Source organism: Streptomyces sp. Ru62, assembly GCF_002920615.1.
Taxonomy (GTDB): Bacteria; Actinomycetota; Actinomycetes; order Streptomycetales; family Streptomycetaceae; genus Streptomyces.
In genome coordinates this window covers 133,790-157,050 of sequence record NZ_PQSU01000013.1, presented here as the reverse complement: position 1 = coordinate 157,050, position 23,261 = coordinate 133,790, and the positions used below count along the sequence as shown (strand labels likewise).

Sequence of the window (23,261 nt, the reverse complement as noted above, 5' to 3'; positions counted from 1 at the left end):
GCTATGCGGGTGGCCAGGTGATCCAGGAGGTGGGTATGTCCTCGTGCAGCCGTACGACGTCGCGCCGGGCCGCCACCCGGGTGCGCAGCAGCTCCTGCGCCACGAGCCGGGCCACGGCGATCGCGCCCGGCGGATTGAAGTGCGTGTTGTCCTGCTCGGTCGTGGTCCAGTTGAAGCAGGTCTTCGTCTCCTCCGCCCCGAGCCGCTGCCACAGCGCGAGCGACAGCGCCTCGACGTCGAGGAGCGGCACCCTCTCCGCCGCGGCCAGCGCCCGCATGGCCGCCGGGTAGTCGCCGTGGGTGGGCAGGGCGTTGCCGTCGCCGTCGAACCTGCGGCGCTCGACGGGGGTGGCGAGAACGGGGTACGCCTTCCTGGCCCGTGCCCCGTCGATGTACCTCCGCAGGTACTGCTGGTACGTCGTCCACGGCTCGGTGTACCGGGCGGGATCGGTGGCCTTCTCGTCGTTGTGCGCGAACTGGACGAGCAGGAGGTCGCCGGAGCGGATGCCGGCGAGGATCACGTCGAGCCGCCCTTCGTCGACGAAGCTCTTCGAACTCCGTCCGTTCACGGCATGGTTGGCGACTGTCACCTCCTTGCGGAGAAAGAAGGGCAGTGCCGTCCCCCACCCGGTCTCGGGGGCGGCATCGGCGTATTTCTGGGCGGCCGTCGAATCACCGGCGATGTACAGCGTGCGGGACTCCCGACGGGAACGGCCGACGAGAGGAACGGCAGCGATCGCGGCGGAGGTGACCTGCCTACGGGTGAGGGACAAGATCGGCGCCTTTCCGGCGTGGGGGGACTCCGAGGGGGCACGGGGAACCGCGCGACCGGCCGCAACCGGCCCGCAGCCCCCCGCGGCGGAAACCACCCCAGCTCTCAGTGGTTCTTCTTCCAGTCGGCCTGCGCCTTGTTCAGCTGCTCGGCCAGGATGTCCAGGAACTGCTTCGCGCTCATCTTCCCGAGCAGCAGCTTCTGGAAGTTGGGCTCGTTGTCGGCCTTGGAGATCGTGTTCCAGTCGGGCAGGTAGTAGGGAAGCTGCACGATCTTCGTGTCGCCCCCGTTCAGCGCCTCGGCCGCCAGCTTCGTCGGCTCGGACTGCTGGATCCACGCGTCCCCGGCCGCGTCGGTGTTGGCCGGGACCTGCCCCGCCGACTCGTTGAACTTGGAGTTCTCCTCGGCGGAGACGGCGAACTCGATGAACTTCCACGCGGCCGCCTTGTTCTTGCTCGACTTGAACAGGCTGAGTCCGTCGACCGGGTTGGAGACCTGCACCCGGGTGCCGTCGTCCTGCGTGGGGTTGGGGATGCCCCGGAACTTGTCCTTGCCCAGTGCCTTCAGATGGTCCTGGTAGGACCCCAGGTTGTGGCTCAGCATGCCGATCGTGCCGCTGTCCCACTGGGCGACCATCTTCGTGAAGTCGTTGTTCACGTCGGCGGACGGGGTGTCCTTCTTGTAGAGCGCGACGTACTTCTCCAGGGCGGCCACGTTCCTGGGGTCGTTGACGGTGGTCTTGTCGCCGTTCCAGAACGACGTGATCCCGGTCTGGCCGTACACCGCGTCGAGGGCCGGCGCGATGGCGCCCTCGCCGCCGCGAATGGTGAAGCCGAACTGGTTCTTGCCCTTGTCCGTGAGCTTGTCGGCGGCCTCGTAGAACTTCGACCAGGTGGTCGGCGCGTCCAGGCCGGCCTTCTCGAACAGGTCGGTCCGGTACCACAGCGTGCCGTTGTTCGCGGAGGTCGGCACCTGGTACAGCGTGTTCCCGCCGCCGGCCGCCTTGCTCACGTCGATCAGGTTCTGGCTCAGCTTTCCGTTCAGCGGGCTCTTCCGCAGCCGTCCGTCCAGCGGCTCCAGCGCGCCCTGGGCCGCGACCTCGGCGAGCATCGCGGTGCCCACGCCGCCGACGTCCGGCAGGCCGCCGCCCTGGATGGCGGTGTCGTACTTGGACTGGGCGCCGGCCGCCGGGATGCCGACGTACTTGACCTTGATGTCCGGGTACTTGTTCTCGAAGTCGGCGATGACCTGCTTCCAGATGTCGGTGCGGACACCGCCGTTGTTGTCCCAGAAGGTGATCGTGCCCTTGCCGGAGCCCTCGTCCCCCTTGTCCCCCGCGCCGCCGCTGCCGTCGTCGCCGCAGGCGGTGGCGGTCAGCGCGAGGACGGAGCCCAGGGCGACGGTGAGGGCGGCGCGCCTGCTTCTGCGGATGCTTCTTCTCATGGGTCGGCTCTCTTCTGCTGGATCCAACGGGGACATGACGGTGTGGAGTTCAGTGGGGGGTGATCCGGAACCGGGTGAAGGTCGCCGTCCCGGCGGGTCCCGGTCCCTCGGATGCGGTGGCGAACAGGCCGAGCAGGGCGCCCACCCAGCACCAGGGAGTGGCCGCGAAGACGGGTCCGGACGGGCGGAGGCCGTCCCCGGCGTCGTACCGGAACCGGCAGCGCGCCCCGGCGCCGGCCTCGATCCGCAGCAGCGCCCGCCCCTCGGGGGCGAGGCACGGCACCCCGGCGTCACGCTCCGCGTCGGCGACCGCCTCCGCGAACCGGTGCACGAGCCGGACCGTCCCGTCGGCCCCGCGCTCCAGCCCGATCCAGGCGTAGGCGTCCCCCAGCACCGCGAGCCCCGCCCGCGCACCCGGCTCGGTGCCCTCCAGGCGCAGCCCGACCTCGATCGTGCCCGGCCGGCCGGGCAGCCGCTGGGTGAGGACGTTCGGCAGTTTCCTGAGGTCACGGGCGTCGGCCGAGCGGAGGCAGGTCAGCCGCAGCCCGTCCGCGGAGTGCTGGGTGGCCCAGCCGTCGCCCGGGTTGGCGGTCCACTGCCACTGCCGGCCGTACCGGCCGCCGGGGAAGTCGTCGTCGGTCGCCGAAGCGGCGGGCGGCTGCGGCGGGAGGTCCGGCCGCCGGTGTTCGGCGACGGGGGCGCCCTCGTCACCGAGGACCGGCCAGCCGTCCGGGCCCCAGCGCATCGGCTGGAGGTGGACCACCCGGCCGTGGGCGCCGCGCTGCTGGAAGTGCAGGAACCAGTCCTCGCCGGCGGCGGTGCGCACCCAGCCGCCCTGGTGGGGCCCGTTGACGTCGGTGTCCCCCTGTTCCAGGACGACGCGTTCCTCGTACGGGCCGAAGAAGCCGCGCGAGCGGAACGCGCCCTGCCAGCCGGTCTCCACTCCCCCGGCGGGGGCGAGGATCCAGAACCAGCCGTCGTGCCGGTAGAGCTTGGGCCCCTCCAGGGTGAACCAGCCGGGGATGCGGTCGCCGTCGACGATCACCTTGCCCTCGTCGAGCAGTGAGGTGCCGTCGGGGTGCATCCGGTGGCCGGTGAGGCGGTTCTTGACGCCGGAGCGGGACCTGGCCCAGGCGTGCACGAGGTAGGCCTCGCCGGTGTCGTCGTCCCACAGCGGACACGGGTCGATCAGGCCCTTGCCCGGCTTGAGGAGGTGCGGGCGGGTCCACGGGCCCCTGATCCCCGGCGCGTTGATCTGGAAGATGCCCTGGTCCGGATCGCCCCAGAAGATCCAGAAGCGGTCGTCGTGGTGCCGGATGGCCGGCGCCCAGACCCCGCGGTCGTGCCGGGGCCGGGCGAACTCCTCCTCGGGTTCCAGGCGTTCGAGGGCGTGGCCGACGAGCGTCCAGTCGACCAGGTTCCGCGAGTGCAGCAGCGGCAGGCCGGGGGCGCGGCCGAAACTGGAGGCGGTGAGGTAGAAGTCGTCGCCGACACGGACGACGTCCGGGTCGGACCAGTCGGCGTTCAGGACCGGGTTGCGGTAGGTCGTCACTGGCTCACCGCCTTGCGGACCAGGGCCGCCGCCTCCTCGCGGGCCGGCCGGCCGTCGGCGACGACGGTGACGATCCGCCGTACGACGGTCTCGCCGGGCGGCACGGTCAGCCGCTCGGTGTGCGCCAGGGAGGAGCCCACGCCGGGGTACTCGGCGGCCCGGACGAACCAGGGGTCCCGGCGGGTCTCCTCGGTGGCACCGGCGAATACCAGCGTCCAGCCTCCCCCGCTCTCGGCTCCGCTCGAACGGGGGGACCCCCATCCGGCCAGCGCGAGCCAGTCGGCGCGGGTGCCGTGCACCTCGGTCTCGCCCTCCCGGTCGGCGGTGAAGACCTCCGGGGCGCGGGGCTCCTTGCGGGCCCGCCAGAAGAAGCCGCCGTAGGCCGCGCCGGGCCGGCCGTTGGTGGCCGGGCTGCCGATCGACAGCGGCCCGGGGGTGACGTTGGTGAGCGAGAAGGTGAAGTCCAGCGCCCAGGCGGTCCCGGTGAGTCCGGTGGCCGCGACGGTACGGCGCTCGCGCAGCAGCTCGGTGCCGGCGGCGACCCAGCGCAGCTCCTCCACGAAGCCGTCGGGGTCGCGGAGCTGGAAGCCGGTGTGCCGCTGGGCGCCGTGGTTGTCGAGCTCGGTCGGCCCCCGGTCGCGGAGGAAGGTCCGGCCGCCCCAGAAGTTGTGCCCCTCGACGTCGGGAACGGCGACACCGACGCCGAGGTGGTGTGCGTGGTCGGTGGGGCTCACCTCGGTGACCGCCGCGCCGGCCAGGGTGGTGACGGGGTGCAGATAGGGGCGCGGGGAGAGCCGGGCGGGCAGCTCGGGCCGGGTGACGTAGCGTCCGACCGGGCGGCCGGCGACCCGCAGGACCGGGCTGTCGGGGGGCGTCATCAGGTGCTCACCTCGTTCGGCAGGGCCCAGGAGGCGCCCAGTTCGGAGTAGAGGGCGAGGGTGTCGGCCGCCGCCGCGACCAGGCCGTCGATGCCGGGCACGATCCGGCGGTGTTCGGCGGGCAGCGGGCGCCAGGCGTCCTCGGGGAGCGGCGCCGGGTCGGGGGCGGTGCGGACGGCCTCGACCACCCGCATGAAGGCGCCGGTCGCGTCCGGCGGGACCAGCAGCTCCGCGCCGTCGTCCAGGTGCGCGACCAGGTTCTCCAGCAGGTCCGTGCGGCCGTACTCGGTCTCCTCCGGGCCGTGGCCGGTCCGCTGGAGCAGCACCCGGTCCTGCTTGTACCAGAAGGTGATCCGGCCGCTGCTGCCGTGCACCAGCAGGTAGGGCTCCCCGGGGTGCTCCGCGCACAGGGTCGCCGCGACCGTGACGGGCCCGCGCGGGGTGCGGACGCGGACGCAGGAGGTGTCGTCGGACTCGATGGCGTTGGCGCGCAGCAGCTCGGTCTCGATGCGGGTGACGTCCTCGGCGCGGGTGGTGCCGAGCAGGGCGAGGCCGGTGGCGACGGCGTGCGCGAGGGGGTTGGTGAGCACTCCGTCGACCACGTCGGCGCCGTTCAGCCGGCGCCGGCCCGCCCAGGGCGCCCGCCGGTAGTAGGCCTCGTCCCGCGCCCAGGCACCGGCCCCGCCGACCCCGATGACCTCGCCGACCGCGCCCTCGGTGATGAGGCGCCGGATCACGGGGACCGCGTGCGATCCGAGTGACTGGAAGCCGATCTGGCAGGCCACCCCGGCCTCGGCGACCCCGTCGGCCATCCGCCGGAACTCCGCGTACGACGGTGCCGGCGGCTTCTCCAGCAGCACGTGCGCCCCGCGCGCGGCGGCCGTGAGGGCCAGGTCGGTGTGGGTGGGGATCGGGGTGCAGACGACCGCGATCCGGGCGCCGGTCGCGTCCAGGAGCGCGCCGAGGTCGGTGGACTGCTCGGGTGTGCCGAGTCCGTCCGGGATCTCCTCCCCGGTCAGCGGGGTCAGCTCGCAGATCCCGGCCAGCCGCACGAGGCCGGTGGCCTGGAGCCGGCGGATGTTGTCCAGGTGCCGGCGGCCGTGGCCGCGTGCGCCCGCCAGGACGACGTCGACGCTCATCCCTTCACCGCCCCCGCGCTGAACCCGGTGATCAGCCACTTCTGGATGAAGGCGAACACGATCACCACGGGTACGGCCGCGACGATGCCGCCCGCCGCCAGGGCGCCCAGGTCCACGCTGTCCGCGCTCATCAGGGTGTTGAGGCCGACCGGGATGGTCTGCTTGCTCTGGTCGGAGAGGAACATCAAAGCGAACAGGAAGTGGTTCCAGGCGTGTACGAAGGCGAAGGAGCCGACGGCGATCAGGCCCGGCCGCAGGAGCGGGAGCACCACGATCCGGAAGGCGGTGAACCGGTTGCAGCCGTCCACCCAGGCCGCCTCCTCCAGGGAGTACGGCACGTTCCGGATGAACCCGCTGATGAGGATCATCGACAGCGGCAGCTGGAAGACGGTCTCGGCGATGATCACGCTGCCGAGTGAGTTGATCATCGACAGCTTGGCGAAGATCTGGAACAGCGGCACCAGCAGCAGCGCGCCCGGCACGAACTGGGAGCACAGCAGGGCCAGCATGAAGCCGCGCTTGAGGCGGAAGTCGAAGCGGGCCAGGGCGTAGCCGCCGGCCAGGGCGACCACGGTGGTGAGCACCAGGGTGGCGAGGCCGACGTAGACGCTGTTGGTGAAGTAGGTGCCGAAGCTGCGCTCGGTCCACACCTTCTCGAAGTGCTCGAACGTCATCGGCCACGGCACGAGCGAGGTGGAGCCGGCCGGGCGGAGCGCGAAGAGCAGGATCCAGTAGAAGGGGATCAGGGTGAACAGGAGGTAGACCGTCAGGGGGACGTAGATCTGCCAGCGCGGGACCTCGTCCCAGGCGCGGCGCCTCCTGCCGGGCCGGGCGGGCTCGGCCGCCACGCGTTCGGGCGCGGGAGCGATCTCGGTGATCACTTGGAGTCACCTCCGAACTTGCTCAGCCGCAGATAGACGATCGAGCAGAAGAGCAGGATCACGAACGCCACCGTCGTCAGGGCGGAGGCGTAGCCGAAGTTGTGGGCGTCGACGCTGGTATTGGCGATGTAGAGGGGGAGGGTGGTGGTCTCCCCCGCCGGTCCGCCGCCCGTGAGGGTGTAGAGCAGGTCGACGTTGTTGAACTCCCACACCGCGCGCAGCAGCGTGGACAGCACGATGGCGTCCTTCAGGTGGGGCAGGGTGATGTGCCAGAACTGCCTGAGCCGGCTCGCCCCGTCGACCCCGGCGGCCTCGTACAGGTCCCGGGAGACGGACTGGAGGTCGGCGAGGATGAGGATCGCGAAGAACGGCACCCCGCGCCACAGGTCGGCGGCCACCGCAGCCGGGAACACCGTGGAGGTGTCCGACAGCCAGCTGGTGCCGTAGGAGCCCAGCCCCGCGTCGGCGAGGTAACGGGTGATGCCCGTCTGGGAGTTGTAGAGCAGCACCCAGATGGCGGAGGTCAGCACGCCGGAGACGGCCCAGGGCGAGAAGACGAGGGCGCGGCCCAGCGCCCGGCCCACGAAGGTCTGGTTGACGATGAGCGCGAGGGCGAGTCCGAACAGCAGTTGCAGCCCGACCTCGACCACGACCCACTTGGCGCTGAAGGTCAGCGTGTCCCAGAACTGCGGGTCGTGGGCGAAGGCCTGGGTGAAGTTGTCCAGGCCCGCGAAGCCGTTCCGCCACGGCTTGGTGGGGTTGTAGTTCCGCAGGCTGTAGTAGAAGACGCTGAGCACCGGGTAGGCGATGAAGCCCAGCATCAGCAGGGCCGCCGGGGCGATCAGCAGATACGGCAGCCTGCGCGGGGTCGCGGAGGCACGGCGCCGCCGGGGTGGCGCGGGCGGTTTCGCCACGGCTGCGGCTTGGGCCATGACTGTTCTCCGTTCGCAAGGGGTCGATCACAATGAGTGCAGGAAGCGCTTGCTATGTGCACGTGCGTGGGGTGTGACGGGACGGGGGGACGTCAGCCGGCGTACGGGTCCGGGACGGTGCCCGGGCGGGCCAGGAACTCGAAGTCGCAGCCTGTGTCGGCCTGCGTGATCTGCTCGTTGTAGAGGGCGCCGTAACCGCGCTCGAACCGCGCGGGCGGTGGCGTCCACTCCGCCCGCCTGCGGTCCAGCTCCTCGTCGTCCACGTGGAGGTGGAGGCTGCGGGCGTCGACGTCCAACGTGACGAGGTCGCCGGTGCGCACGAGGGCCAGCGGGCCGCCGACGTACGACTCCGGGGCGACGTGCAGCACACAGGCCCCGTAACTCGTGCCGCTCATGCGGGCGTCGGAGATCCGGACCATGTCCCGCACGCCCTGCTTCAGCAGGTGGTCCGGGATCGGCAGCATGCCGTACTCGGGCATCCCCGGGCCGCCCTTGGGGCCGGCGTTGCGCAGCACCAGCACGCTGTCGGCGGTGATGCCGAGCGCCGGGTCGTTGATGGTGCGCTGCATGGTGCGGTAGTCGTCGAAGACGGTGGCCGGGCCGGTGTGCTTGAGCAGGCGGGGCTCGGCGGCGATGTGCTTGATGACCGCGCCGTCCGGGCAGAGGTTGCCGCGCAGCACGGCCACCCCGCCCTCGCTCGCCACCGGGTTGTCCCGGGGCCGGATGACGTCGTCGTCGTGCACCTGCGCGCCGCCGAGCTGCTCGCGCAGGGTGTCGTGCGCCACCGTCGGCCGGTCCAGGTGGAGCAGGTCGGTGATCCGGGAGAGGAAGCCGGGCAGACCGCCCGCGAAGTGGAAGTCCTCCATCAGGTACCGCCGGCCGCCGGGACGGACGTTGGCGAGGACCGGGACCGTGCGGGCGATGCGGTCGAAGTCGTCCAGGGTGAGCCGGACCCCCGCCCGGCCGGCCATCGCGATCAGGTGGATCACGGCGTTGGTGGAGCCGCCCAGGCCGAGCACGGTGGTGACGGCGTCCTCGAAGGCCTCGCGGGTGAGGATGCCGGACAGCCCGCGGTCCCGGTGGACCAGTTCGACGGCGGTCAGGCCCGCCCGCGCCGCCATCCGGTCGTGCCCGGAGTCCACCGCCGGGATGCTGGACGCGCCCGGCACGGTCACACCCAGCGCCTCGGCGGCGGCGGTGAGCGTGGACGCCGTACCCATCGTCATGCAGTGGCCGGGCGAGCGGGCCAGGCCGCTCTCCAGCTCGGCCATCTCGCAGTCGCCGATGAGGCCGGCCCGCTTGTCGTCCCAGTACTTCCACATGTCGGTGCCGGAGCCCAGGACCTCGCCGCGCCAGTGGCCCGGGAGCATGGGGCCGGCGGGCACGAAGACGGCGGGCAGGCCGACGGAGGCGGCGCCCATCAGCAGCGCGGGCGTGGACTTGTCGCAGCCGCCCATGAGGACCGCGCCGTCGACCGGGTAGGAGCGCAGCAGCTCCTCGGTCTCCATGGCGAGCAGGTTGCGGTAGAGCATGGGGGTCGGCTTCTGGAAGGTCTCGCTGAGGGTGGAGACCGGGAACTCCAGCGGGAAGCCGCCCGCCTGCCACACTCCGCGCTTGACGGCCTGCGCGCGGTCGCGGAGGTGGACGTGGCAGGGGTTGATGTCGGACCAGGTGTTGAGGATCGCGATGACCGGCTTGCCGAGGTGTTCCTCCGGCAGGTAGCCGAGCTGGCGGGTGCGGGCGCGGTGGCTGAAGGAGCGGAGCCCGTCGGTGCCGTACCACTGGTGGCTGCGCAGTTCCTCGGGCCTCTTGCGGAGGGCGTTCATATGGACCACCCGGCGGCGATGGCGGCGACCTCGGCACGCTCGTCCTCGGGCAGCGGCCTGCTCGGCGGGCGGACGTCCCGGCGGCACAGGCCGAGCGCGGCCAGGGCCTCCTTGACGACGGTGACGTTGTTGGCGTTGCCGTGCGCGGCGCGCAGTTCCTCGAAGCGGCGGATCTGCTCCCAGACCTTCATGGCGGCCGGGTAGTCACCGGACCGCAGCGCTTCGATCATGTTCAGCGAGACGGCCGGGGCGACGTTCACGAGTCCGGAGGTGAAGCCGGTGGCGCCGGCGGAGAAGTAGGAGGGCGCGTACGGTTCGGCGAGGCCGGCGACCCACACGAAGCGCTCCAGGCCCGCGTCCCGGGCGAAGGCGGCGAACCGGGCGGCGTCCGGGACGGCGTACTTGACGCCGATGACGTTCGGACAGTGGTCGGCGAGTTCGGCGAGCCGGGCGCCGGGCAACTGGGCGTTGCGCAGGTACGGCACCACGCCCAGCTCCGGGACGGCCTCGGCGATGGCCCGGTGGTAGTCGACCCAGCCGGCCGCCGAGACGTACGGGTGCACCGGCTGGTGGACCATCACCATCTGGGCGCCGAGGTCGCGGGCGTGCCGGGCGGAGGCGATGGCGGTGGGCAGGTCGTGCCCGACCCCGACCAGGAGGGTGGCCCGGTCGCCGGCCTCCTCGGCGGTCGACTCGGTGACGAGCCGGCGCTCTTCGGGAGTGAGGGCGTAGAACTCGCCGGTGTTGCCGCCCGGGGTGAGGGTCCTGATCCCGCCGTCGAGCAGGCGGCGCAGCAGGGCCCGGTGGGTCTCCCGGTCGACGGAGCCGTCCTCGGCGAACGGGGTCACCGGGATGGCCACGACATCGGCCAGGGCCGCCCGCTGGCGCTCGAACGTCACGCTGCTCATCTCTGGCCCTCCTCTGGGCGGGGCTCGGGGAACGCACGGCGTACGAAGGACGCGATGTGCGCGTGCAGGGCGTTCGCGGCGCCGTCGGCGTCACCGTCCAGCGCCAGCCGCAGGATCTCCCGGTGTTCGGCGGCCTCCCGCTCCCAGGAGGGGTCGGCGGCCCAGGCGACGGCGGAGACGAGGGCGGCCTGGTCGCGGACCTCGTCCAGCATCCGGCCGAGCAGCGGGTTGCCGCACGGCAGGTAGAGGGCGCGGTGGAACTCCCGGTTGGCGAGGGAGCGTTCGGCGGTGTCGGTGGCCGTGTCGGCGCGGGTCAGCGCGTCCCGGGCGGCGTCGAGGGAGGCGCCCCGCGCGACGGCACGGCGCAGGGCCTCGGGTTCGAGCAGCAGCCGTACGTCGTAGACCTCGCGCGCCATGTCCGCGTCCACCATGCGCACCGTGACGCCCTTGTACTGGTTCATCACCACCAGGCCGGTCCCGGCGAGGGTCTTCAGCGCCTCGCGCACCGGGGTCTTGGACACCCCGAACTGCGCGGCCAGTTCCGCCTCCACCAGGGCCTGACCGGGCGTCAGCCTGCCGGTCAGGATGCGGTGTTTGATCGCGTCGAGCACGTACTGCGTGCGGGACGGGATCGGGGTGGGCACAGAGCTCATGCGGCCCTCTCGGATCTCACATATCGCGTCTCATATATGACGTACGAAGTACGACGCGTTGAAGGTAGGAGGGGGCCCGGTCTTCGTCAATGCTTGTGACAAAAGAAGTCGGACGGTGCGCTCAGACGCTGGGGATGTGGCCCTCGCCGGCGGTGAACGCGGGCCGGCCGAAGACGGCGGCGGCCTCCGGCGTCCGGTGCACCTGCGTGCAGTCTTCGCTCCCGTGAAAGTGTGCGGCTGCAACCCGGCGAACATGCCGGGCCCCGCGTACCCCCACCTCGGCGCCCCCTCCCGACCGCAGGTACCCGGAGCGGGGCCGGCCGGGACCGGGGTGCGGCACCTGCTGTCGCACCGGTACTCCGGTCAGATCTCCATCACCGCGTCGCAGTCCGGGCACACCAGGGACGCGTACGCGGCCGGGTACCAGGGCTCCCCGGGGTGCCCGGCAGGGCTCGGGGGGGCCTTCGTCATGGCGAAGGTGTCCTTGCCGCACAGGGTCCGCGGGCCGGCGGCTCCGGGCCTGCCGGGTGCGGCGGGCGCCGCGTGCACCCTGCGCGGGAGCCGTTCGGCGTCGGGCGGTCCGGCCGCGGGCACGCGTGCGGCCACGGGCTGTTCGAGCTCGTACACAACGACGATCCCGCTCATGTCTCCACCGTAGGCGCGGCGGCCCGGTGCGGCCCGTTCACCCGCCGGTGGCGCCGGGCAGGCCGAGTTCGCGGCCGCGGTAGAAGCCCTCGCGCTCCTCGGCGACATAGGGGGCCATCGCCGCCCGCCGCCGCGCCTCCGCCTCGGAGGCCCGCCACGCGTCACACGCCTCGCGGGAGTCCCAGAACGACACCCCGGTGATCTCCTGTCCGTCCTCGGACCAGTACGCGTAGGCCCGGTGCAGGCCCTGCGGCGCGGGCTCCGGGCGCCAGGCACTCTCGAAGTCCTCCAGCGTGCCCGGCTGAAGGCGGCGCGTCGTCACCCACACGTAGTGCTCCCGCATGGCGGCTCCCTCCGTACCCGTTCGGCTCGCCCCCCTCTCAGGGTCACCGTAGGCCCGATGCGCCGCTTCCGCCGCCCGGCCCGGGTCCGGCCGGCGGGGTCAGGCCCGGTGCGGCCACGCCGGGTTCCGCCCGCTGAGACCGACGGCCCGGTCCAGCGGGGGTGCGTCCGTGGGGACCGGGACGACCGGACCGAAGGGGCCGTCGCCGCGGTGGGGGTCGTCGGCCGCGGCACGGAGGAAGACGAGGGCCGAGTCGAGGGCGGCCGGGTCCGGGGCGTAGTCCTGGCCGGTGGCGCGGGACAGGTCCCAGCCGTGGATCACCAGCTCGTCGGCGACGACGGCACCCGCGACCGCGCCCGGCAGGTCCACCCCGCCGGCGCGGGTGTCGCCGGTCCAGGCGGCCGGGTCGCGCCAGGCGTCGGCCAGCGCGTCCAGCGCCTTCGGCAGTTCCTCGCGCCAGTCGGGGCCGACGTCCCAGGCGGCGGCGTCCGGGTGGGTGTCGGTGGTCGTGCCGAGGTCCTTGCGGGCGGCGTCCCGGAAGGCCACGGACAGCATCAGCAGGTGGCCCAGCAGGTTGCGCACCGCTCGTCCCGGGCACGGTGTGGCGGCCGTGAGCTGCCCGTCGGTCACCGACTCGGCGAGCCGGGCCACGATCCTGGTCTGGGGGCCTAGGTCCACCATGGTCATGCTCACTCCTTCAGGGTGGCGCTCTCCGTACGAAGGGGTGACCGGTGGGCCTCCGGAAACTCATCGGTGCGGCGCGACCACTCCCACGGCGCACGGCCGCCGCCGAGGCACCAGAGGGCGATCACCGGGTCGCACAGCGCGCAGCCGAACGACGAGTCGTGCGCGAAGGGGACGATCGGGTGGCCCTTGAGGTGGTGGACGACGTCCCACGCGGTGTGCAGCAGCCAGCCGACGCCGATGAACGTCCAGGAGTCCAGTCCCTTGTAGGCGACGTAGGTGGCGACCGCCGTGAAGGCGAACTCCCAGCCGCCGAGGCCGCCGCCGCTGAGGTAGGCGGCCCCGGCACCGGCCACCATGACGGCGTTGAGGCGGCGCCGGTGGGGTTCCGGGACGAGGGACATGAGGATGACGTAGAGCAGGCCGATGAGAAGGGGAGCGAGGTAGCGCATGCGGTCGACGGTAGGTTTCCGGGCCCCGGCGCCCCAGGGGCTCCCGTGCCACGTTCCGACGGATTGTCGCCGCGCGGAGTCAGGCCGCTTCCCCCCGGAGGCGTGCTGCCCAGGGCCGGGGGACGGCGCCGGGCGCGGGCGTCCGCCGTACCGGGGCAGCTCGCGAACCTAGGGAAACTGCCCGATCCGCGGCCCCGCGCCTTAGGGCCACGATGACCGGGCATGACGACTTCCTGGACCGTGTCCCGCGTGCTGCGGGACCACAACGCGAGGCTGTGTCTCACCGGCCTGGTGGTGTCCGCCTTCGGCACCTCCTCGCTGTGGCTGGCGTCGGGCGTGTGGGTGAAGGAGCTGACCGGGTCGGACGGACTGGCCGCCCTGTGCCTGCTCGCGATGTGGGCGCCCACCCCGGCCGGCCCGGCGCTCGGCACGCTCGCCGACCGGTTCCGCCGAAAGCCTCTGCTCATCACGGTGAACCTGGGCCTCGCGGCGCTGCTGCCCGCCCTGTTCGCCGTCGACTCCCCCGGCCGTCTGTGGCTGCTGTTCGCCGTCCTGGTGGTGTACGGCGCGGCCGGTGCCGTACACGACGCCGCCGAGTCGGCACTGCTGACGGCGGCGGTCGGCCCGGATCTGCTCGGTGACGTCAACGGGCTGCGGATGACACTCACCGAGGGCATGAAGCTCGTCGCCCCGCTGACCGGGGCGGGCCTGTACACGGTCTGGGGCGGCCCTGCCGTGGCCTGCCTGGACGCCGTCACCTTCCTCCTCGCCGCCGGGCTGTGCGGCCTGCTGCGGGTGCGCGAGGAACAGCCCGTGCGGTCCGCCGCCGGCTGGCGGCAGCAGGCGGCGCAGGGAGTCCGGCACCTGTGGGGCCACCCCGTGCTGCGCCCGCTGGTCCGGGCGGGCGGTACGACGATGCTGCTGACGGCGCTGAGCAGCACCACGGTGTACGCCGTGGTCGACCGCCTCGGCCACTCCCCCGCCTACACGGGCGTGCTGTACGCCGCTCAGGGCGCCGGTTCGGTGACGGCGGGGCTGCTCGCCGGCCCGGCGCTGCGCAGGCTGGGCGGGCGGCGGTTCGCGGCGGCCGGGATCGCGCTGACCGGGGCCGCGGTGGTGGCACGGGCCGTGCCGTGGGACCCGATGGCACTGGCCACCAGCGTGGCGTGCGGTCTGGGCCTGCCCTGTGTGCTGGTCGCCGCGCTGACGGCGGTCCAGCGGGAGACCCCCGGCCCGCTGCTGGGCCGGGCGACGGCCACCGCCAACACGCTGCTCTTCACCCCGAACGTGGTCGGCCTCGCCCTGGGGGCCGGCCTGGTCGAACTGGCCGGCCCCGGGCTGCTGCTGCCGCTCTACGGCCTGGCACTGCTCCTGACGGCGCTGCCGCTGACCCAGCGCACCACGAGCACCCCCCGGACCACCACCAGCTCCCCGTCCGACACCACCCCGGCCTGACGGAGCCGCATTTCCGTCACGCCCCCGGCACGCGCGCATGCCGCGACCCGCCCCGGCCGCCCAACGGCCCGGCACCCCTGCCGACCGCTCACCGCGCCACCAGTGCCTCCCGGACCGCCGCCAGGTCACCGTCCGACACCAACCCGGCGTGACGGAGCCGCATTTCCGCCGCGCCCCCGGCACGCGCGCATGCCGCGACCCGCCCCGGCCGCCCAACGGCCCGGCACCCCTGCCGACCGCTCACCGCGCCACCAGTGCCTCCCGGACCGCCGCCAGGTCACCGTCCGACACCAACCCGGCGTGGTAGAGCCGAAGTTCCGTCGCGCCTTCGGCACGCGCGCGTGCCGCGTCCGCCGTGAGCGTGCCGGGGCTGCCGCCCATTCCCGCGACGACCGTGAAGTTGGCGGCCAGCACGGTGCTCTCGCGCGCCTGCCCGGCGAAGGGCGCCAGCAGGGCCGTACCGCCGGCGCAGGGCACCACCACGCCGTCGGCCACGGACAGGATGTGAGCGGGGTCGACACCGACGTTGGCGCCGCAGTGGTACGGGACCGGGTCGGCGTGCAGCAGGATCTGGAAGCCGTCCGGCGCGGCGGCGCGCACGGCGGTGACCGCCTCCTCCTGGAGGGTGCGGGCGGTGGTGTCGCGCCACGCGCGCGTGGCGGCCGCCGTGTCCTCGCCGAGCAGCTTCTCCACGGTCGGCCAGCCCCCGTCGTCCGCCGCGCCCCGCCACAGCGGCTCCAGCGCCTCGCGTACGGCCCCGGCCAGCGCGTCGGCGTCCAGGCCCTGCTCGCCGTAGCCGGTGCGGCAGGTCGGGCAGAAGCACAGGGACATCAGGTACTGCCCGGCGTCCCCGAGGCCGACGCCCGCGGTCTTGTCGTGGGCGTGCAGGTGCTGGAGCCCGTACCAGCCGAGGGATTCCAGTTCGGTGCCGTGCGCGCCGGGGCGCACGGCGGCCTCGGCGGCCAGGTCGACCAGGTACGCGCGCGTGGCGGGCTGGGCGACGCAGGGCGCCCACGGGTAGCGGTCGCCGTAGGCGTTGACGACCGAGGTGTCCGGATGTTCGGCGCCCAGGCGGGAGTTGTGGGCGAGGACGACCCAGGTGTGCACCTCCAGGCCGGCCGCGGCGAGGGCTTCGGCGGCCTCGCCGTAGGCGTTGCCGGGGGCCCAGCGGCCGGCTGGGTAGGGCCGCAGGCCGCGGCCCGCCCAGCGGTCGCCCGGCGGGTAGAGGACGGCCGCGTACTCGGCGGTGACGATGCGGTGGCGGGGGTGGCGCGGGGTGAGGGCACGGGTGGAGTGGTAGGCGGAGGCCAGGGTCACCTGCTCCACTCCGAGTCCCGCGATCCGCTCCGGGGCGGCGGGGTCCCCGTTGACGTCCCAGGGGTAGACGAACGCCGACGCCTTCACGCGTCCACCTCCGGCAGGGCGTGGCCGTGCTCGCTCACGCGTCCTCCTCCAGCAGTTCGTAGCCGCGTTCGATGAGCCGGGCGAGTTGCTTGACGTGCTCCTCGGGCGGCTCGTGCAGCGGGGGCCGGACCTCGCCCACCTCCAGGCCGCGCAGCCGTACCCCGGCCTTGACGAGGGAGACGGCGTATCCGCGGCCCTGGGCGCGCAGTTCGACGAACGGGCGGTAGAAGCCGTCCAGGAGGCGGTGGGCGGTGGGCAGGTCGCCCGTCTCCAGCGCGCGGTGGAAGGCGAGGGCGATCTCCGGCGCGAAGCAGAACACCGCGGAGGAGTACAGGGTGATGCCGAGGGCGCGGTAGGCGAGCTGGGTCTGCTCGGCGGTGGGCAGGCCGTTGAAGTACAGGAAGTCGCCGGGGACCTCGGTGCGGACCGCGCTCACGATCCGCTGCATGAGGTCGAGGTCGCCGAGGCCGTCCTTGAGGCCGATGACGCCGTCGGTGCGGGCCAGTTCGACCACGGTCGCCGGGGTGAAGAGGGCGTTGTCGCGCTGGTAGACGATGACGGGCAGGTCGGTGGCGGCGGCGACCTCCCGGTAGTGCCGCAGCAGGCCCTCCTGGCCGGCGAGCACGAGGTACGGCGGCATGGCGAGGAGGCCGTCGGCACCCGCACCGGCGGCGAGACGCGCGTAGCGGACGGCGAGGGCGGTACCGTACCCGGCGCCCGCGACGACCGGGACGCGCCCTTCGGCCGCCTCGACGGCCGCCCGGACGCAGGCCTCGAACTCCTCCGGCAGCAGCGCGTGGAACTCCCCGGTGCCGCAGCAGGCGAAGACGGCGGCGGCACCGGCCGCGACACCGCGGCGCACATGGGTGCGGTAGGCGTCCAGGTCGAGTGAGCCGCCGGGGCCGTAGGCCGTGACGGGGAAGAACAGCGGCCCGCGCGGATCGCTGAGCCGTTCGGTCAGAGGGGCTGGCGTCACGGACTCTCCCTTGGGACACGCCGGTGCATGTTTCTGATCCATGTCCATATTTCTGAACGTGACCACGCTAAAGGGCCTTCTTGTGGCGGGTCAAGCAGGCAAACTCGCACGACGGGAGCGAAATCCCCGTCATCACGCGACACTTGACGGTGCCGGGCGAACTCTCTAGCGTGTCCACGTATGTGAATACCGGCCACAAGGAGAACCGAGGATGCCCGCTCCCCGCACGATCCTGCTCACCGGCGCCGCCGGCGGGCTCGGCACCCTGATGCGGTCCCTGCTGCCGGAGTACGGCTACACGCTGCGCCTGTTCGACGTGCGGCCCGTCGAGGGCGAGCCGGACGCGATCAGCGCGGACCTCGGCGACAAGGTGGCGCTGCGCGAGGCGGTGCGGGGCGTGGACGCGGTCCTGCACCTCGCGGGGATCTCCCTGGAGGCACCCTTCGAGAAGATCCTCAGGTCGAACATCGAGGGCACCTACAACCTGTACGAGGCCGCCCGCCTGGAAGGCGTACCGCGGATCGTCTTCGCCTCCTCCAACCACGCCGTCGGCTTCACCCCGGCCCCGCGCGCGGGCGAGCCGCTGATCCCCATCGACACCCCGCGCCGCCCGGACACCTTCTACGGCCTGTCGAAGTCCTTCGGCGAGGACCTGGCCCAGTTCTACTGGGACAAGCACGGCCTGGAGACCGTCTCCGTGCGCATCGGCTCCTGCTTCCCGGAGCCCACCAGCGTCCGCATGCTCTCGGTGTGGATGAGCCCGGCCGACGGCGCCCGCCTCTTCCACGCGGCCCTGACCGCCGAGGAGGTCGGCCACACGGTCGTCTACGGCTCCTCCGCCAACACCCGCCTGTGGTGGGACCTGACCACCGCGCGGGCGCTCGGCTACGACCCCCAGGACGACTCCGAGCCGTACGCCGGGAAGCTCATCTCCGAACAGGGCGAGCTGGACCCGGAGAACCCGGCCCACGGCCACCTGGGCGGGCACTTCGTGAACGACCCGCCGATCTGGCCGTACTGAACCCCTCCGCCGGCTCCCCGGGCGGCACCCGGCGGCCGGAAACGATCGTCCACGCGCGCGGGCGGGCACCGAACGGGCCCGCCCGCCGCCGTGTCCGGGCATCCGCCGTGCCCGATCCCACCCCGCCCCGGACAGCCGCGCAGGTCCGCGACGGGCACGGTCCGCGTGAAGCGGGCACAAGCGGGCAGTATCGGGCCCGCAACAGACCTGGTCAGCGCCGCGCACCGGCGGTAGAACTTCCCCCATGGGCCCGAACGGGCAGGTCCACAGGGAAGTGGGTGACGACATGACCACCAGGACGGCGGAAGAACGCCAGCGCGAGATCGTGCGGGCCGCCCGCGCCACCGGCTCGGTGGACGTCACCGCGCTCGCCGCCGACCTGGGCGTGGCCAAGGAGACCATCCGGCGCGATCTGCGCGCCCTGGAGGACCACGGCCTGGTCCGCCGCACCCACGGCGGCGCCTATCCGGTGGAGAGCGCCGGGTTCGAGACGACCCTCGCCTTCCGCGCCACCAGCCACGTGCCCGAGAAACGCCGGATCGCCGCCGCGGCGGCCGAACTGCTCGGGGACGCCGAGACCGTCTTCGTCGACGAGGGCTTCACCCCCCAGCTCATCGCCGAGGCGCTGCCCAGGGACCGGCCGCTGACCGTGGTCACCGCGTCCCTGCCGGTGGCGGGCACCCTCGCGGAGGCCGACCAGGTCTCCGTGCTGCTGCTCGGCGGCCGGGTCCGCCCGGGCACGCTGGCCACCGTCGACCACTGGACGACGAAGATGCTGGCCGGCTTCGTGATCGACCTCGCCTACATCGGGGCCAACGGCATCTCCCGCGAACACGGTCTGACCACCCCCGACCCGGCGGTCAGCGAGGTGAAGGCGCAGGCAGTCCGGGCCGCCCGGCGCACGGTCTTCGCGGGCGTGCACACCAAGTTCGGCGCGGTCAGCTTCTGCCGGTTCGCGGAGATCGGCGCGCTGGAGGCGATCGTCACCAGCACCCTCCTCCCGGCCGCCGAGGCCCACCGCTACTCCCTGCTGGGCCCGCAGGTCATCCGGGTCTGATGCTCCCACTCGCCCCCCTCCAGGGGCGTTCCTCACCCCCCGAGCGCCCCTTATGCCCACGTTTTTCCACTTTCCCCACTCTCAGGAGCGATCCATGCGCACCCCGAGCCGACGGAGGCCGCGAGCCACGCTCGCCCTGGCCGCCGCAGGGACGCTGCTCGCCCCGCTGCTCTCCGGCTGCTGGGCCGGTGCCGGCGGGACCGGTTCCGGCGGCGACTCCATCAACGTCCTGATGGTCAACAACCCGCAGATGACCGAGTTGCAGAAGCTGACCGCCGAGCACTTCACCAAGGACACCGGCATCAAGGTCAACTTCACGGTCCTGCCCGAGAACGACGTCCGCGACAAGATCAGCCAGGACTTCGCCAACCAGGCCGGCCAGTACGACGTGGCCACCCTGTCCAACTACGAGATACCGATCTACGCCCGCAACGGCTGGCTGCACGAGATGGACTCCTACGTCGCGAAGGACCGGTCGTACGACGAGCAGGACGTGCTGAAGCCGATGCGCCAGTCCCTCACCGGCGACGACGGCAAGCTCTACGGGCAGCCCTTCTACGGCGAGTCGTCCTTCCTCATGTACCGCAAGGACGTGTTCGCGGCGAAGGGCCTGACCATGCCCGACCGTCCCACCTGGCGGCAGGTCGCCGACCTGGCCTCGAAGGCGGACGGCGCCCGGCCGGGCATGCGGGGCATCTGCCTGCGCGGACTGCCCGGCTGGGGCGAGCTGATGGCACCGCTGACCACGGTCGTGAACACCTTCGGCGGCACCTGGTTCGACAGGGACTGGAAGGCGCGGCTGGACTCCCCGGCCTTCGAGAAGGCGACGAAGTTCTACGTCGACCTCGTCCGCGGGCACGGCGAGTCCGGCGCCGCCCAGTCCGGCTTCGCCGAATGCCTGAACAACATGACCCAGGGCAAGGTCGCCATGTGGTACGACGCCACCTCCGCGGCCGGACTGCTGGAGGCGGCCGGCTCCCCGGTCAAGGGCAAGCTCGGCTACGCCCCGGCCCCCGTCGAGCGCACCACGTCCTCGGGCTGGCTCTACACCTGGGCCTGGGGCATCCAGCAGGCCTCCCGCAACCCGGACAAGGCGTGGAAGTTCGTCTCCTGGGCGTCGGGCAAGGGCTACGAGCAGCTGGTCGGCGAGACCAGCGGCTGGTCGAACGTCCCGGCGGGCAAGCGGGCGTCGACCTACACCAACGCCGACTACCGGAAGTCGGCCGCCGCGTTCCAGGAGATGACCAAGGAGGCCATCGAGAGCGCCCGGCCCGACGACCCCGGCGTGCAGCCGCGCCCCGCGCCCGGCATCCAGTTCGTCGGCATCCCCGAGTTCACCGACCTCGGCACCAAGGTCTCCCAGGAGATCAGCGCGGCCATCGCCGGGCGCCAGTCCGTCGGCGCGGCCCTGAAGAAGTCGCAAGCGCTCGCCGAGAAGATCTCCAAGGAGTACGAGGGACGATGACAGCGACGACCACGGCCCCCCTCGCGGCCACACCCACCCGGACGGTCAGGCAGCCCTCGGCCCGGCTGCGCGCCTGGGCCACCCGCGCCCCGCTCCTGCCGGCCCTCGTCTTCATGATCGTGGTGACCCAGCTGCCCTTCGTGGCCACACTGGTGATCTCCTTCTTCGACTGGAACGCCCTCTATCCCAAGGCCCGCCGCTTCACCGGCCTGGACAACTACCGCCAGGTGCTCACCGACGCCGGCCTGCGCCACTCGGTGTGGACGACCGTGCTGCTCACGGCTGCCGTGGTGCTGGCCAGCCTGGTCCTCGGGCTGGCGCTGGCGCTGCTGCTGGACCGGCGGTTCCGCGGCCGGGGCATCGTCCGCACCCTGCTCATCGCCCCCTTCCTGGTGGTGCCGGTGGCCGCCGCGCTGCTCTGGAAACATGTGCTCTACAACCCCGAATACGGCTTGCTCAATGGGTTGCTGCACTATGTGGGCGGGCCGCAGCCGGACTGGGTCTCCCGCACCCCGCTGCTCGCGGTCGAGGCATCCCTGGTGTGGCAGTGGACGCCGTTCATGATGCTGATCCTGCTGGCCGGGCTCCAGAGCCGGGACCAGCAGCAGATCGAGGCCGCGCGGGTCGACGGCGCGAGCGACTGGCAGATCTTCCGTCATCTGACCCTGCCCCACCTGCGCCGCTACCTGGAACTGGGCGCGCTGCTCGGGTCGATCTACATCGTCCAGAACTTCGACGCGGTCTTCACGATCACCTCCGGCGGCCTGGGCACCGCCAACCTGCCCTACACCGTCTACCAGAGCTTCTACCAGGCCCATGAGAACGGCCTGGCCTCGGCCGCCGGCGTCCTGGTGGTCATCGGCTCGATCGTCATCGCCACCTTCGCCCTGCGCGTGGTGTCGTCCCTGTTCCGCGAGGAGGTGTCCCGCGCATGACCGCCGTACTGCGTCGAGGCGGTGTCGGCCTGGTGGCCTGGCTGGCCGGCATCGTCTTCTTCCTGCCCATCGCGTGGATGGCACTGACGTCCTTCCACTCCGAGGCGGACGCGGCGACCAACCCGCCGTCCTTCACCGCCTCGCTGACCCTCGACGGCTACCGCGAGTTCTTCGGCAGCGGCGGCGGGGCGAGCCCGTGGCCCGCGCTGGTCAACTCCACGGTGGCGTCGGTCGCCTCGACGCTCCTGGTCCTGCTGCTGGCCCTCCCGGCGGCCTACGCGCTGTCGATCCGGCCGGTGCGGAAGTGGACCGACGTCCTGTTCTTCTTCCTGTCCACCAAGATGCTGCCGGCCGTGGCGGGCCTGCTGCCGATCTACCTCTTCGCCAAGAACGCCGGGATGCTCGACAACATCTGGCTCCTGGTCGTCCTGTACACCTCCATGAACCTGCCGATCGCGGTGTGGATGATGCAGTCCTTCCTCGCCGAGGTGCCGGTCGCGGTCATCGAGGCGGCACGGGTGGACGGCGCCCGGCTCCCGGTGATCCTCGCGCGCGTGGTGGCCCCGATCGCCCTGCCCGGCATCGCCGCCACCGCCCTGATCTGCTTCATCTTCAGCTGGAACGAACTGCTCTTCGCCCGAGTCCTGACGGGCGTGGTCGCCGAGACCGCCCCCGTCTTCCTGACCGGCTTCATCACCAGCCAGGGCCTGTTCCTGGCCAAGGTGTGCGCCGCGTCGCTCGTCATCTCCCTGCCGGTGCTCGCCGCGGGGTTCGCCGCCCAGGACAAGCTGGTCCAGGGCCTGTCGTTGGGAGCCGTGAAATGAAGGCCGCCGTCATCGAGTCCGTGGGCCGCGCCGTCGTCACCGAGGTGCCCGACCCGACGCCGGGCCCCCGGGAGGTGGTCGTCGAGGTCGCGGCCTGCGGTCTGTGCGGCACGGACCTGCACATCCTCCAGGGCGAGTTCGCGCCCAAGCTGCCGATCGTCCCCGGGCACGAGTTCGCGGGCGAGGTCGTCGGCGTCGGCACCCAGGTCACCGAGGTGGCCGTCGGCGACCGGGTGGCCGTGGACCCCTCGCTCTACTGCTACGAGTGCCGGTACTGCCGTACGGGCCACAACAACCTGTGCGAGCGGTGGGCGGCGATCGGCGTGACGACGGCGGGCGGCGCGGCCCGGTACGCACTCGCCCCGGTCGCCAACTGCGTCAAGCTGCCCGACCACGTCCGCACCGAGGACGCGGCCCTGGTAGAGCCCCTGTCCTGCGCGGTCCGCGGCTACGACGTCCTCCGGGCCCGCCTGGGCGCCCACGTGCTGATCTACGGCTCCGGCACCATGGGCCTGATGATGCTGGAGCTGGCCAAGCGGACCGGCGCGGCGAGCGTGGACGTGGTCGACGTCAACCCGGCGCGGCTGGAGACGGCCGGCCTGCTCGGCGTCTCGGCGTCCGCGGCGAACGCCGACGAACTGGACCGCCCTCAGGGCTGGGACGTGGTGATCGACGCGACCGGCAACGCGGCGGCGATCCAGGACGGCCTGGACCGGGTCGCGAAGGCGGGCACCTTCCTCCAGTTCGGGGTGGCGGACTATGCGACGCGGGTGACGATCGACCCGTACCGGATCTACAACCAGGAGATCACGATCACCGGCTCCATGGCGGTGCTGCACAGCTTCGAGCGGGCGGCCGAGCTGTTCGCGAACGGCGTGCTGGACCCGGGCGTCTTCATCAGCGACCGGATCCCGCTGGAGCGGTACCCGCAGGCGCTGGAGCAGTTCGCGGCGGGGGTCGGGCGGAAGATCGTGGTGGTGCCCTGAACCGGCTCGGGGTCGGGCCCTCGGCCGACCG

General features: G+C 72.5%; 23 protein-coding genes. 7 read left to right on the top strand and 16 right to left on the bottom strand.

The window, feature by feature from the left end; translation table 11 throughout:
* Position 1: 1 nt before the first annotated feature.
* From C3492_RS19425 to C3492_RS19360, 14 genes are all read right to left on the bottom strand, one after another.
* A complete protein-coding gene (locus tag C3492_RS19425; RefSeq protein ID WP_103812999.1) occupies positions 2-772 on the bottom strand; it encodes a rhamnogalacturonan acetylesterase in 771 nt (256 codons plus the stop codon).
* Positions 773-876: 104 nt separating this feature from the next.
* Positions 877-2,214: a sugar ABC transporter substrate-binding protein gene (locus C3492_RS19420; RefSeq protein WP_103812998.1), complete on the bottom strand. Its 1,338-nt coding sequence runs from the start codon at positions 2,212-2,214 to the stop codon at positions 877-879.
* Positions 2,215-2,263: 49 nt separating this feature from the next.
* Positions 2,264-3,766 carry a glycoside hydrolase 43 family protein gene (locus tag C3492_RS19415; protein WP_103812997.1) on the bottom strand — a complete coding sequence of 501 codons (1,503 nt, stop codon included), beginning with the start codon at positions 3,764-3,766 and terminating at the stop codon, positions 2,264-2,266.
* Positions 3,763-4,644, bottom strand: coding sequence for a PmoA family protein (locus tag C3492_RS19410; RefSeq protein ID WP_103812996.1), 882 nt, complete (start codon positions 4,642-4,644; stop codon positions 3,763-3,765). The genes C3492_RS19415 and C3492_RS19410 overlap by 4 nt, the downstream gene beginning before the upstream one ends.
* A complete protein-coding gene (locus tag C3492_RS19405; protein WP_103812995.1) occupies positions 4,644-5,783 on the bottom strand; it encodes a Gfo/Idh/MocA family protein in 1,140 nt (379 codons plus the stop codon). Before C3492_RS19405 ends, C3492_RS19410 begins: the two co-directional genes overlap by 1 nt.
* The gene (locus tag C3492_RS19400; protein ID WP_103812994.1) at positions 5,780-6,664 is read right to left on the bottom strand and encodes a carbohydrate ABC transporter permease; all 885 of its coding nucleotides are present in this window, start codon (positions 6,662-6,664) and stop codon (positions 5,780-5,782) included. Before C3492_RS19400 ends, C3492_RS19405 begins: the two co-directional genes overlap by 4 nt.
* A complete protein-coding gene (locus C3492_RS19395; protein WP_103812993.1) occupies positions 6,661-7,596 on the bottom strand; it encodes a carbohydrate ABC transporter permease in 936 nt (311 codons plus the stop codon). Before C3492_RS19395 ends, C3492_RS19400 begins: the two co-directional genes overlap by 4 nt.
* Before the next feature lie 92 nt (positions 7,597-7,688).
* Positions 7,689-9,422 carry an L-arabinonate dehydratase gene (gene araD / locus C3492_RS19390; RefSeq protein WP_103812992.1) on the bottom strand — a complete coding sequence of 578 codons (1,734 nt, stop codon included), beginning with the start codon at positions 9,420-9,422 and terminating at the stop codon, positions 7,689-7,691.
* Positions 9,419-10,330, bottom strand: a complete 912-nt coding sequence (locus tag C3492_RS19385; RefSeq protein WP_103812991.1) for a dihydrodipicolinate synthase family protein — start codon at positions 10,328-10,330, stop codon at positions 9,419-9,421. The genes araD and C3492_RS19385 overlap by 4 nt, the downstream gene beginning before the upstream one ends.
* Positions 10,327-10,983 (bottom strand): GntR family transcriptional regulator, encoded by a 657-nt coding sequence (locus tag C3492_RS19380; RefSeq protein WP_103812990.1) that lies wholly within the window; start codon positions 10,981-10,983, stop codon positions 10,327-10,329. The genes C3492_RS19385 and C3492_RS19380 overlap by 4 nt, the downstream gene beginning before the upstream one ends.
* A 363-nt stretch (positions 10,984-11,346) precedes the next feature.
* Positions 11,347-11,628, bottom strand: coding sequence for a hypothetical protein (locus tag C3492_RS19375; RefSeq protein WP_103812989.1), 282 nt, complete (start codon positions 11,626-11,628; stop codon positions 11,347-11,349).
* 37 nt (positions 11,629-11,665) lie between these two features.
* Positions 11,666-11,971, bottom strand: a complete 306-nt coding sequence (locus C3492_RS19370; RefSeq protein WP_103812988.1) for a hypothetical protein — start codon at positions 11,969-11,971, stop codon at positions 11,666-11,668.
* Between the two features lie 99 nt (positions 11,972-12,070).
* Complete coding sequence (locus C3492_RS19365) at positions 12,071-12,658, bottom strand: TIGR03086 family metal-binding protein (RefSeq protein ID WP_103812987.1); 588 nt, start codon at positions 12,656-12,658, stop codon at positions 12,071-12,073.
* A gap of 2 nt (positions 12,659-12,660) precedes the next feature.
* Positions 12,661-13,107, bottom strand: coding sequence for a DUF6010 family protein (locus C3492_RS19360; RefSeq protein WP_103812986.1), 447 nt, complete (start codon positions 13,105-13,107; stop codon positions 12,661-12,663).
* Positions 13,108-13,329: 222 nt separating this feature from the next.
* Between C3492_RS19360 and C3492_RS19355 the strand changes: the two genes are divergently transcribed.
* Positions 13,330-14,562: an MFS transporter gene (locus C3492_RS19355; RefSeq protein ID WP_103812985.1), complete on the top strand. Its 1,233-nt coding sequence runs from the start codon at positions 13,330-13,332 to the stop codon at positions 14,560-14,562.
* Between the two features lie 240 nt (positions 14,563-14,802).
* On the opposite strand, the gene C3492_RS19350 is transcribed toward C3492_RS19355, so the two are convergent.
* Positions 14,803-15,966, bottom strand: a complete 1,164-nt coding sequence (locus C3492_RS19350; protein ID WP_103812984.1) for a hypothetical protein — start codon at positions 15,964-15,966, stop codon at positions 14,803-14,805.
* 34 nt (positions 15,967-16,000) lie between these two features.
* Complete coding sequence (locus C3492_RS19345) at positions 16,001-16,942, bottom strand: 5-dehydro-4-deoxyglucarate dehydratase (protein WP_103812983.1); 942 nt, start codon at positions 16,940-16,942, stop codon at positions 16,001-16,003.
* Positions 16,943-17,153: 211 nt separating this feature from the next.
* Between C3492_RS19345 and C3492_RS19340 the strand changes: the two genes are divergently transcribed.
* From C3492_RS19340 to C3492_RS19315, 6 genes are all read left to right on the top strand, one after another.
* The gene (locus C3492_RS19340) at positions 17,154-17,963 is read left to right on the top strand and encodes an NAD(P)-dependent oxidoreductase (protein ID WP_103812982.1); all 810 of its coding nucleotides are present in this window, start codon (positions 17,154-17,156) and stop codon (positions 17,961-17,963) included.
* A 286-nt stretch (positions 17,964-18,249) separates the two neighbouring features.
* On the top strand, positions 18,250-19,020 hold the full coding sequence (locus C3492_RS19335; RefSeq protein ID WP_103812981.1) for a DeoR/GlpR family DNA-binding transcription regulator: 771 nt from the start codon (positions 18,250-18,252) through the stop codon (positions 19,018-19,020).
* 94 nt (positions 19,021-19,114) lie between these two features.
* Positions 19,115-20,485, top strand: coding sequence for a sugar ABC transporter substrate-binding protein (locus tag C3492_RS19330; protein WP_103812980.1), 1,371 nt, complete (start codon positions 19,115-19,117; stop codon positions 20,483-20,485).
* Complete coding sequence (locus C3492_RS19325; RefSeq protein ID WP_103812979.1) at positions 20,482-21,420, top strand: carbohydrate ABC transporter permease; 939 nt, start codon at positions 20,482-20,484, stop codon at positions 21,418-21,420. The genes C3492_RS19330 and C3492_RS19325 overlap by 4 nt, the downstream gene beginning before the upstream one ends.
* Positions 21,417-22,244: a carbohydrate ABC transporter permease gene (locus C3492_RS19320; RefSeq protein WP_103812978.1), complete on the top strand. Its 828-nt coding sequence runs from the start codon at positions 21,417-21,419 to the stop codon at positions 22,242-22,244. Before C3492_RS19325 ends, C3492_RS19320 begins: the two co-directional genes overlap by 4 nt.
* Positions 22,241-23,230 carry a zinc-dependent alcohol dehydrogenase family protein gene (locus C3492_RS19315; RefSeq protein ID WP_103812977.1) on the top strand — a complete coding sequence of 330 codons (990 nt, stop codon included), beginning with the start codon at positions 22,241-22,243 and terminating at the stop codon, positions 23,228-23,230. Before C3492_RS19320 ends, C3492_RS19315 begins: the two co-directional genes overlap by 4 nt.
* The last annotated feature ends 31 nt before the right edge of the window (positions 23,231-23,261 follow it).

Excerpts from the sequence above, each read along its gene's own strand:
- C3492_RS19420 (WP_103812998.1), bottom strand. The coding sequence starts at position 2,214 with ATGAGAAGAAGCATCCGCAGAAGCAGGCGCGCCGCCCTCACCGTCGCC.
- C3492_RS19410 (WP_103812996.1), bottom strand. The coding sequence starts at position 4,644 with ATGACGCCCCCCGACAGCCCGGTCCTGCGGGTCGCCGGCCGCCCGGTC.
- C3492_RS19405 (WP_103812995.1), bottom strand. The coding sequence starts at position 5,783 with ATGAGCGTCGACGTCGTCCTGGCGGGCGCACGCGGCCACGGCCGCCGG.
- C3492_RS19395 (WP_103812993.1), bottom strand. The coding sequence starts at position 7,596 with ATGGCCCAAGCCGCAGCCGTGGCGAAACCGCCCGCGCCACCCCGGCGG.
- araD (WP_103812992.1), bottom strand. The coding sequence starts at position 9,422 with ATGAACGCCCTCCGCAAGAGGCCCGAGGAACTGCGCAGCCACCAGTGG.
- C3492_RS19385 (WP_103812991.1), bottom strand. The coding sequence starts at position 10,330 with ATGAGCAGCGTGACGTTCGAGCGCCAGCGGGCGGCCCTGGCCGATGTC.
- C3492_RS19380 (WP_103812990.1), bottom strand. The coding sequence starts at position 10,983 with ATGAGCTCTGTGCCCACCCCGATCCCGTCCCGCACGCAGTACGTGCTC.
- C3492_RS19375 (WP_103812989.1), bottom strand. The coding sequence starts at position 11,628 with ATGAGCGGGATCGTCGTTGTGTACGAGCTCGAACAGCCCGTGGCCGCA.
- C3492_RS19370 (WP_103812988.1), bottom strand. The coding sequence starts at position 11,971 with ATGCGGGAGCACTACGTGTGGGTGACGACGCGCCGCCTTCAGCCGGGC.
- C3492_RS19365 (WP_103812987.1), bottom strand. The coding sequence starts at position 12,658 with ATGACCATGGTGGACCTAGGCCCCCAGACCAGGATCGTGGCCCGGCTC.
- C3492_RS19360 (WP_103812986.1), bottom strand. The coding sequence starts at position 13,107 with ATGCGCTACCTCGCTCCCCTTCTCATCGGCCTGCTCTACGTCATCCTC.
- C3492_RS19355 (WP_103812985.1), top strand. The coding sequence starts at position 13,330 with ATGACGACTTCCTGGACCGTGTCCCGCGTGCTGCGGGACCACAACGCG.
- C3492_RS19340 (WP_103812982.1), top strand. The coding sequence starts at position 17,154 with ATGCCCGCTCCCCGCACGATCCTGCTCACCGGCGCCGCCGGCGGGCTC.
- C3492_RS19335 (WP_103812981.1), top strand. The coding sequence starts at position 18,250 with ATGACCACCAGGACGGCGGAAGAACGCCAGCGCGAGATCGTGCGGGCC.
- C3492_RS19330 (WP_103812980.1), top strand. The coding sequence starts at position 19,115 with ATGCGCACCCCGAGCCGACGGAGGCCGCGAGCCACGCTCGCCCTGGCC.
- C3492_RS19325 (WP_103812979.1), top strand. The coding sequence starts at position 20,482 with ATGACAGCGACGACCACGGCCCCCCTCGCGGCCACACCCACCCGGACG.
- C3492_RS19320 (WP_103812978.1), top strand. The coding sequence starts at position 21,417 with ATGACCGCCGTACTGCGTCGAGGCGGTGTCGGCCTGGTGGCCTGGCTG.
- C3492_RS19315 (WP_103812977.1), top strand. The coding sequence starts at position 22,241 with ATGAAGGCCGCCGTCATCGAGTCCGTGGGCCGCGCCGTCGTCACCGAG.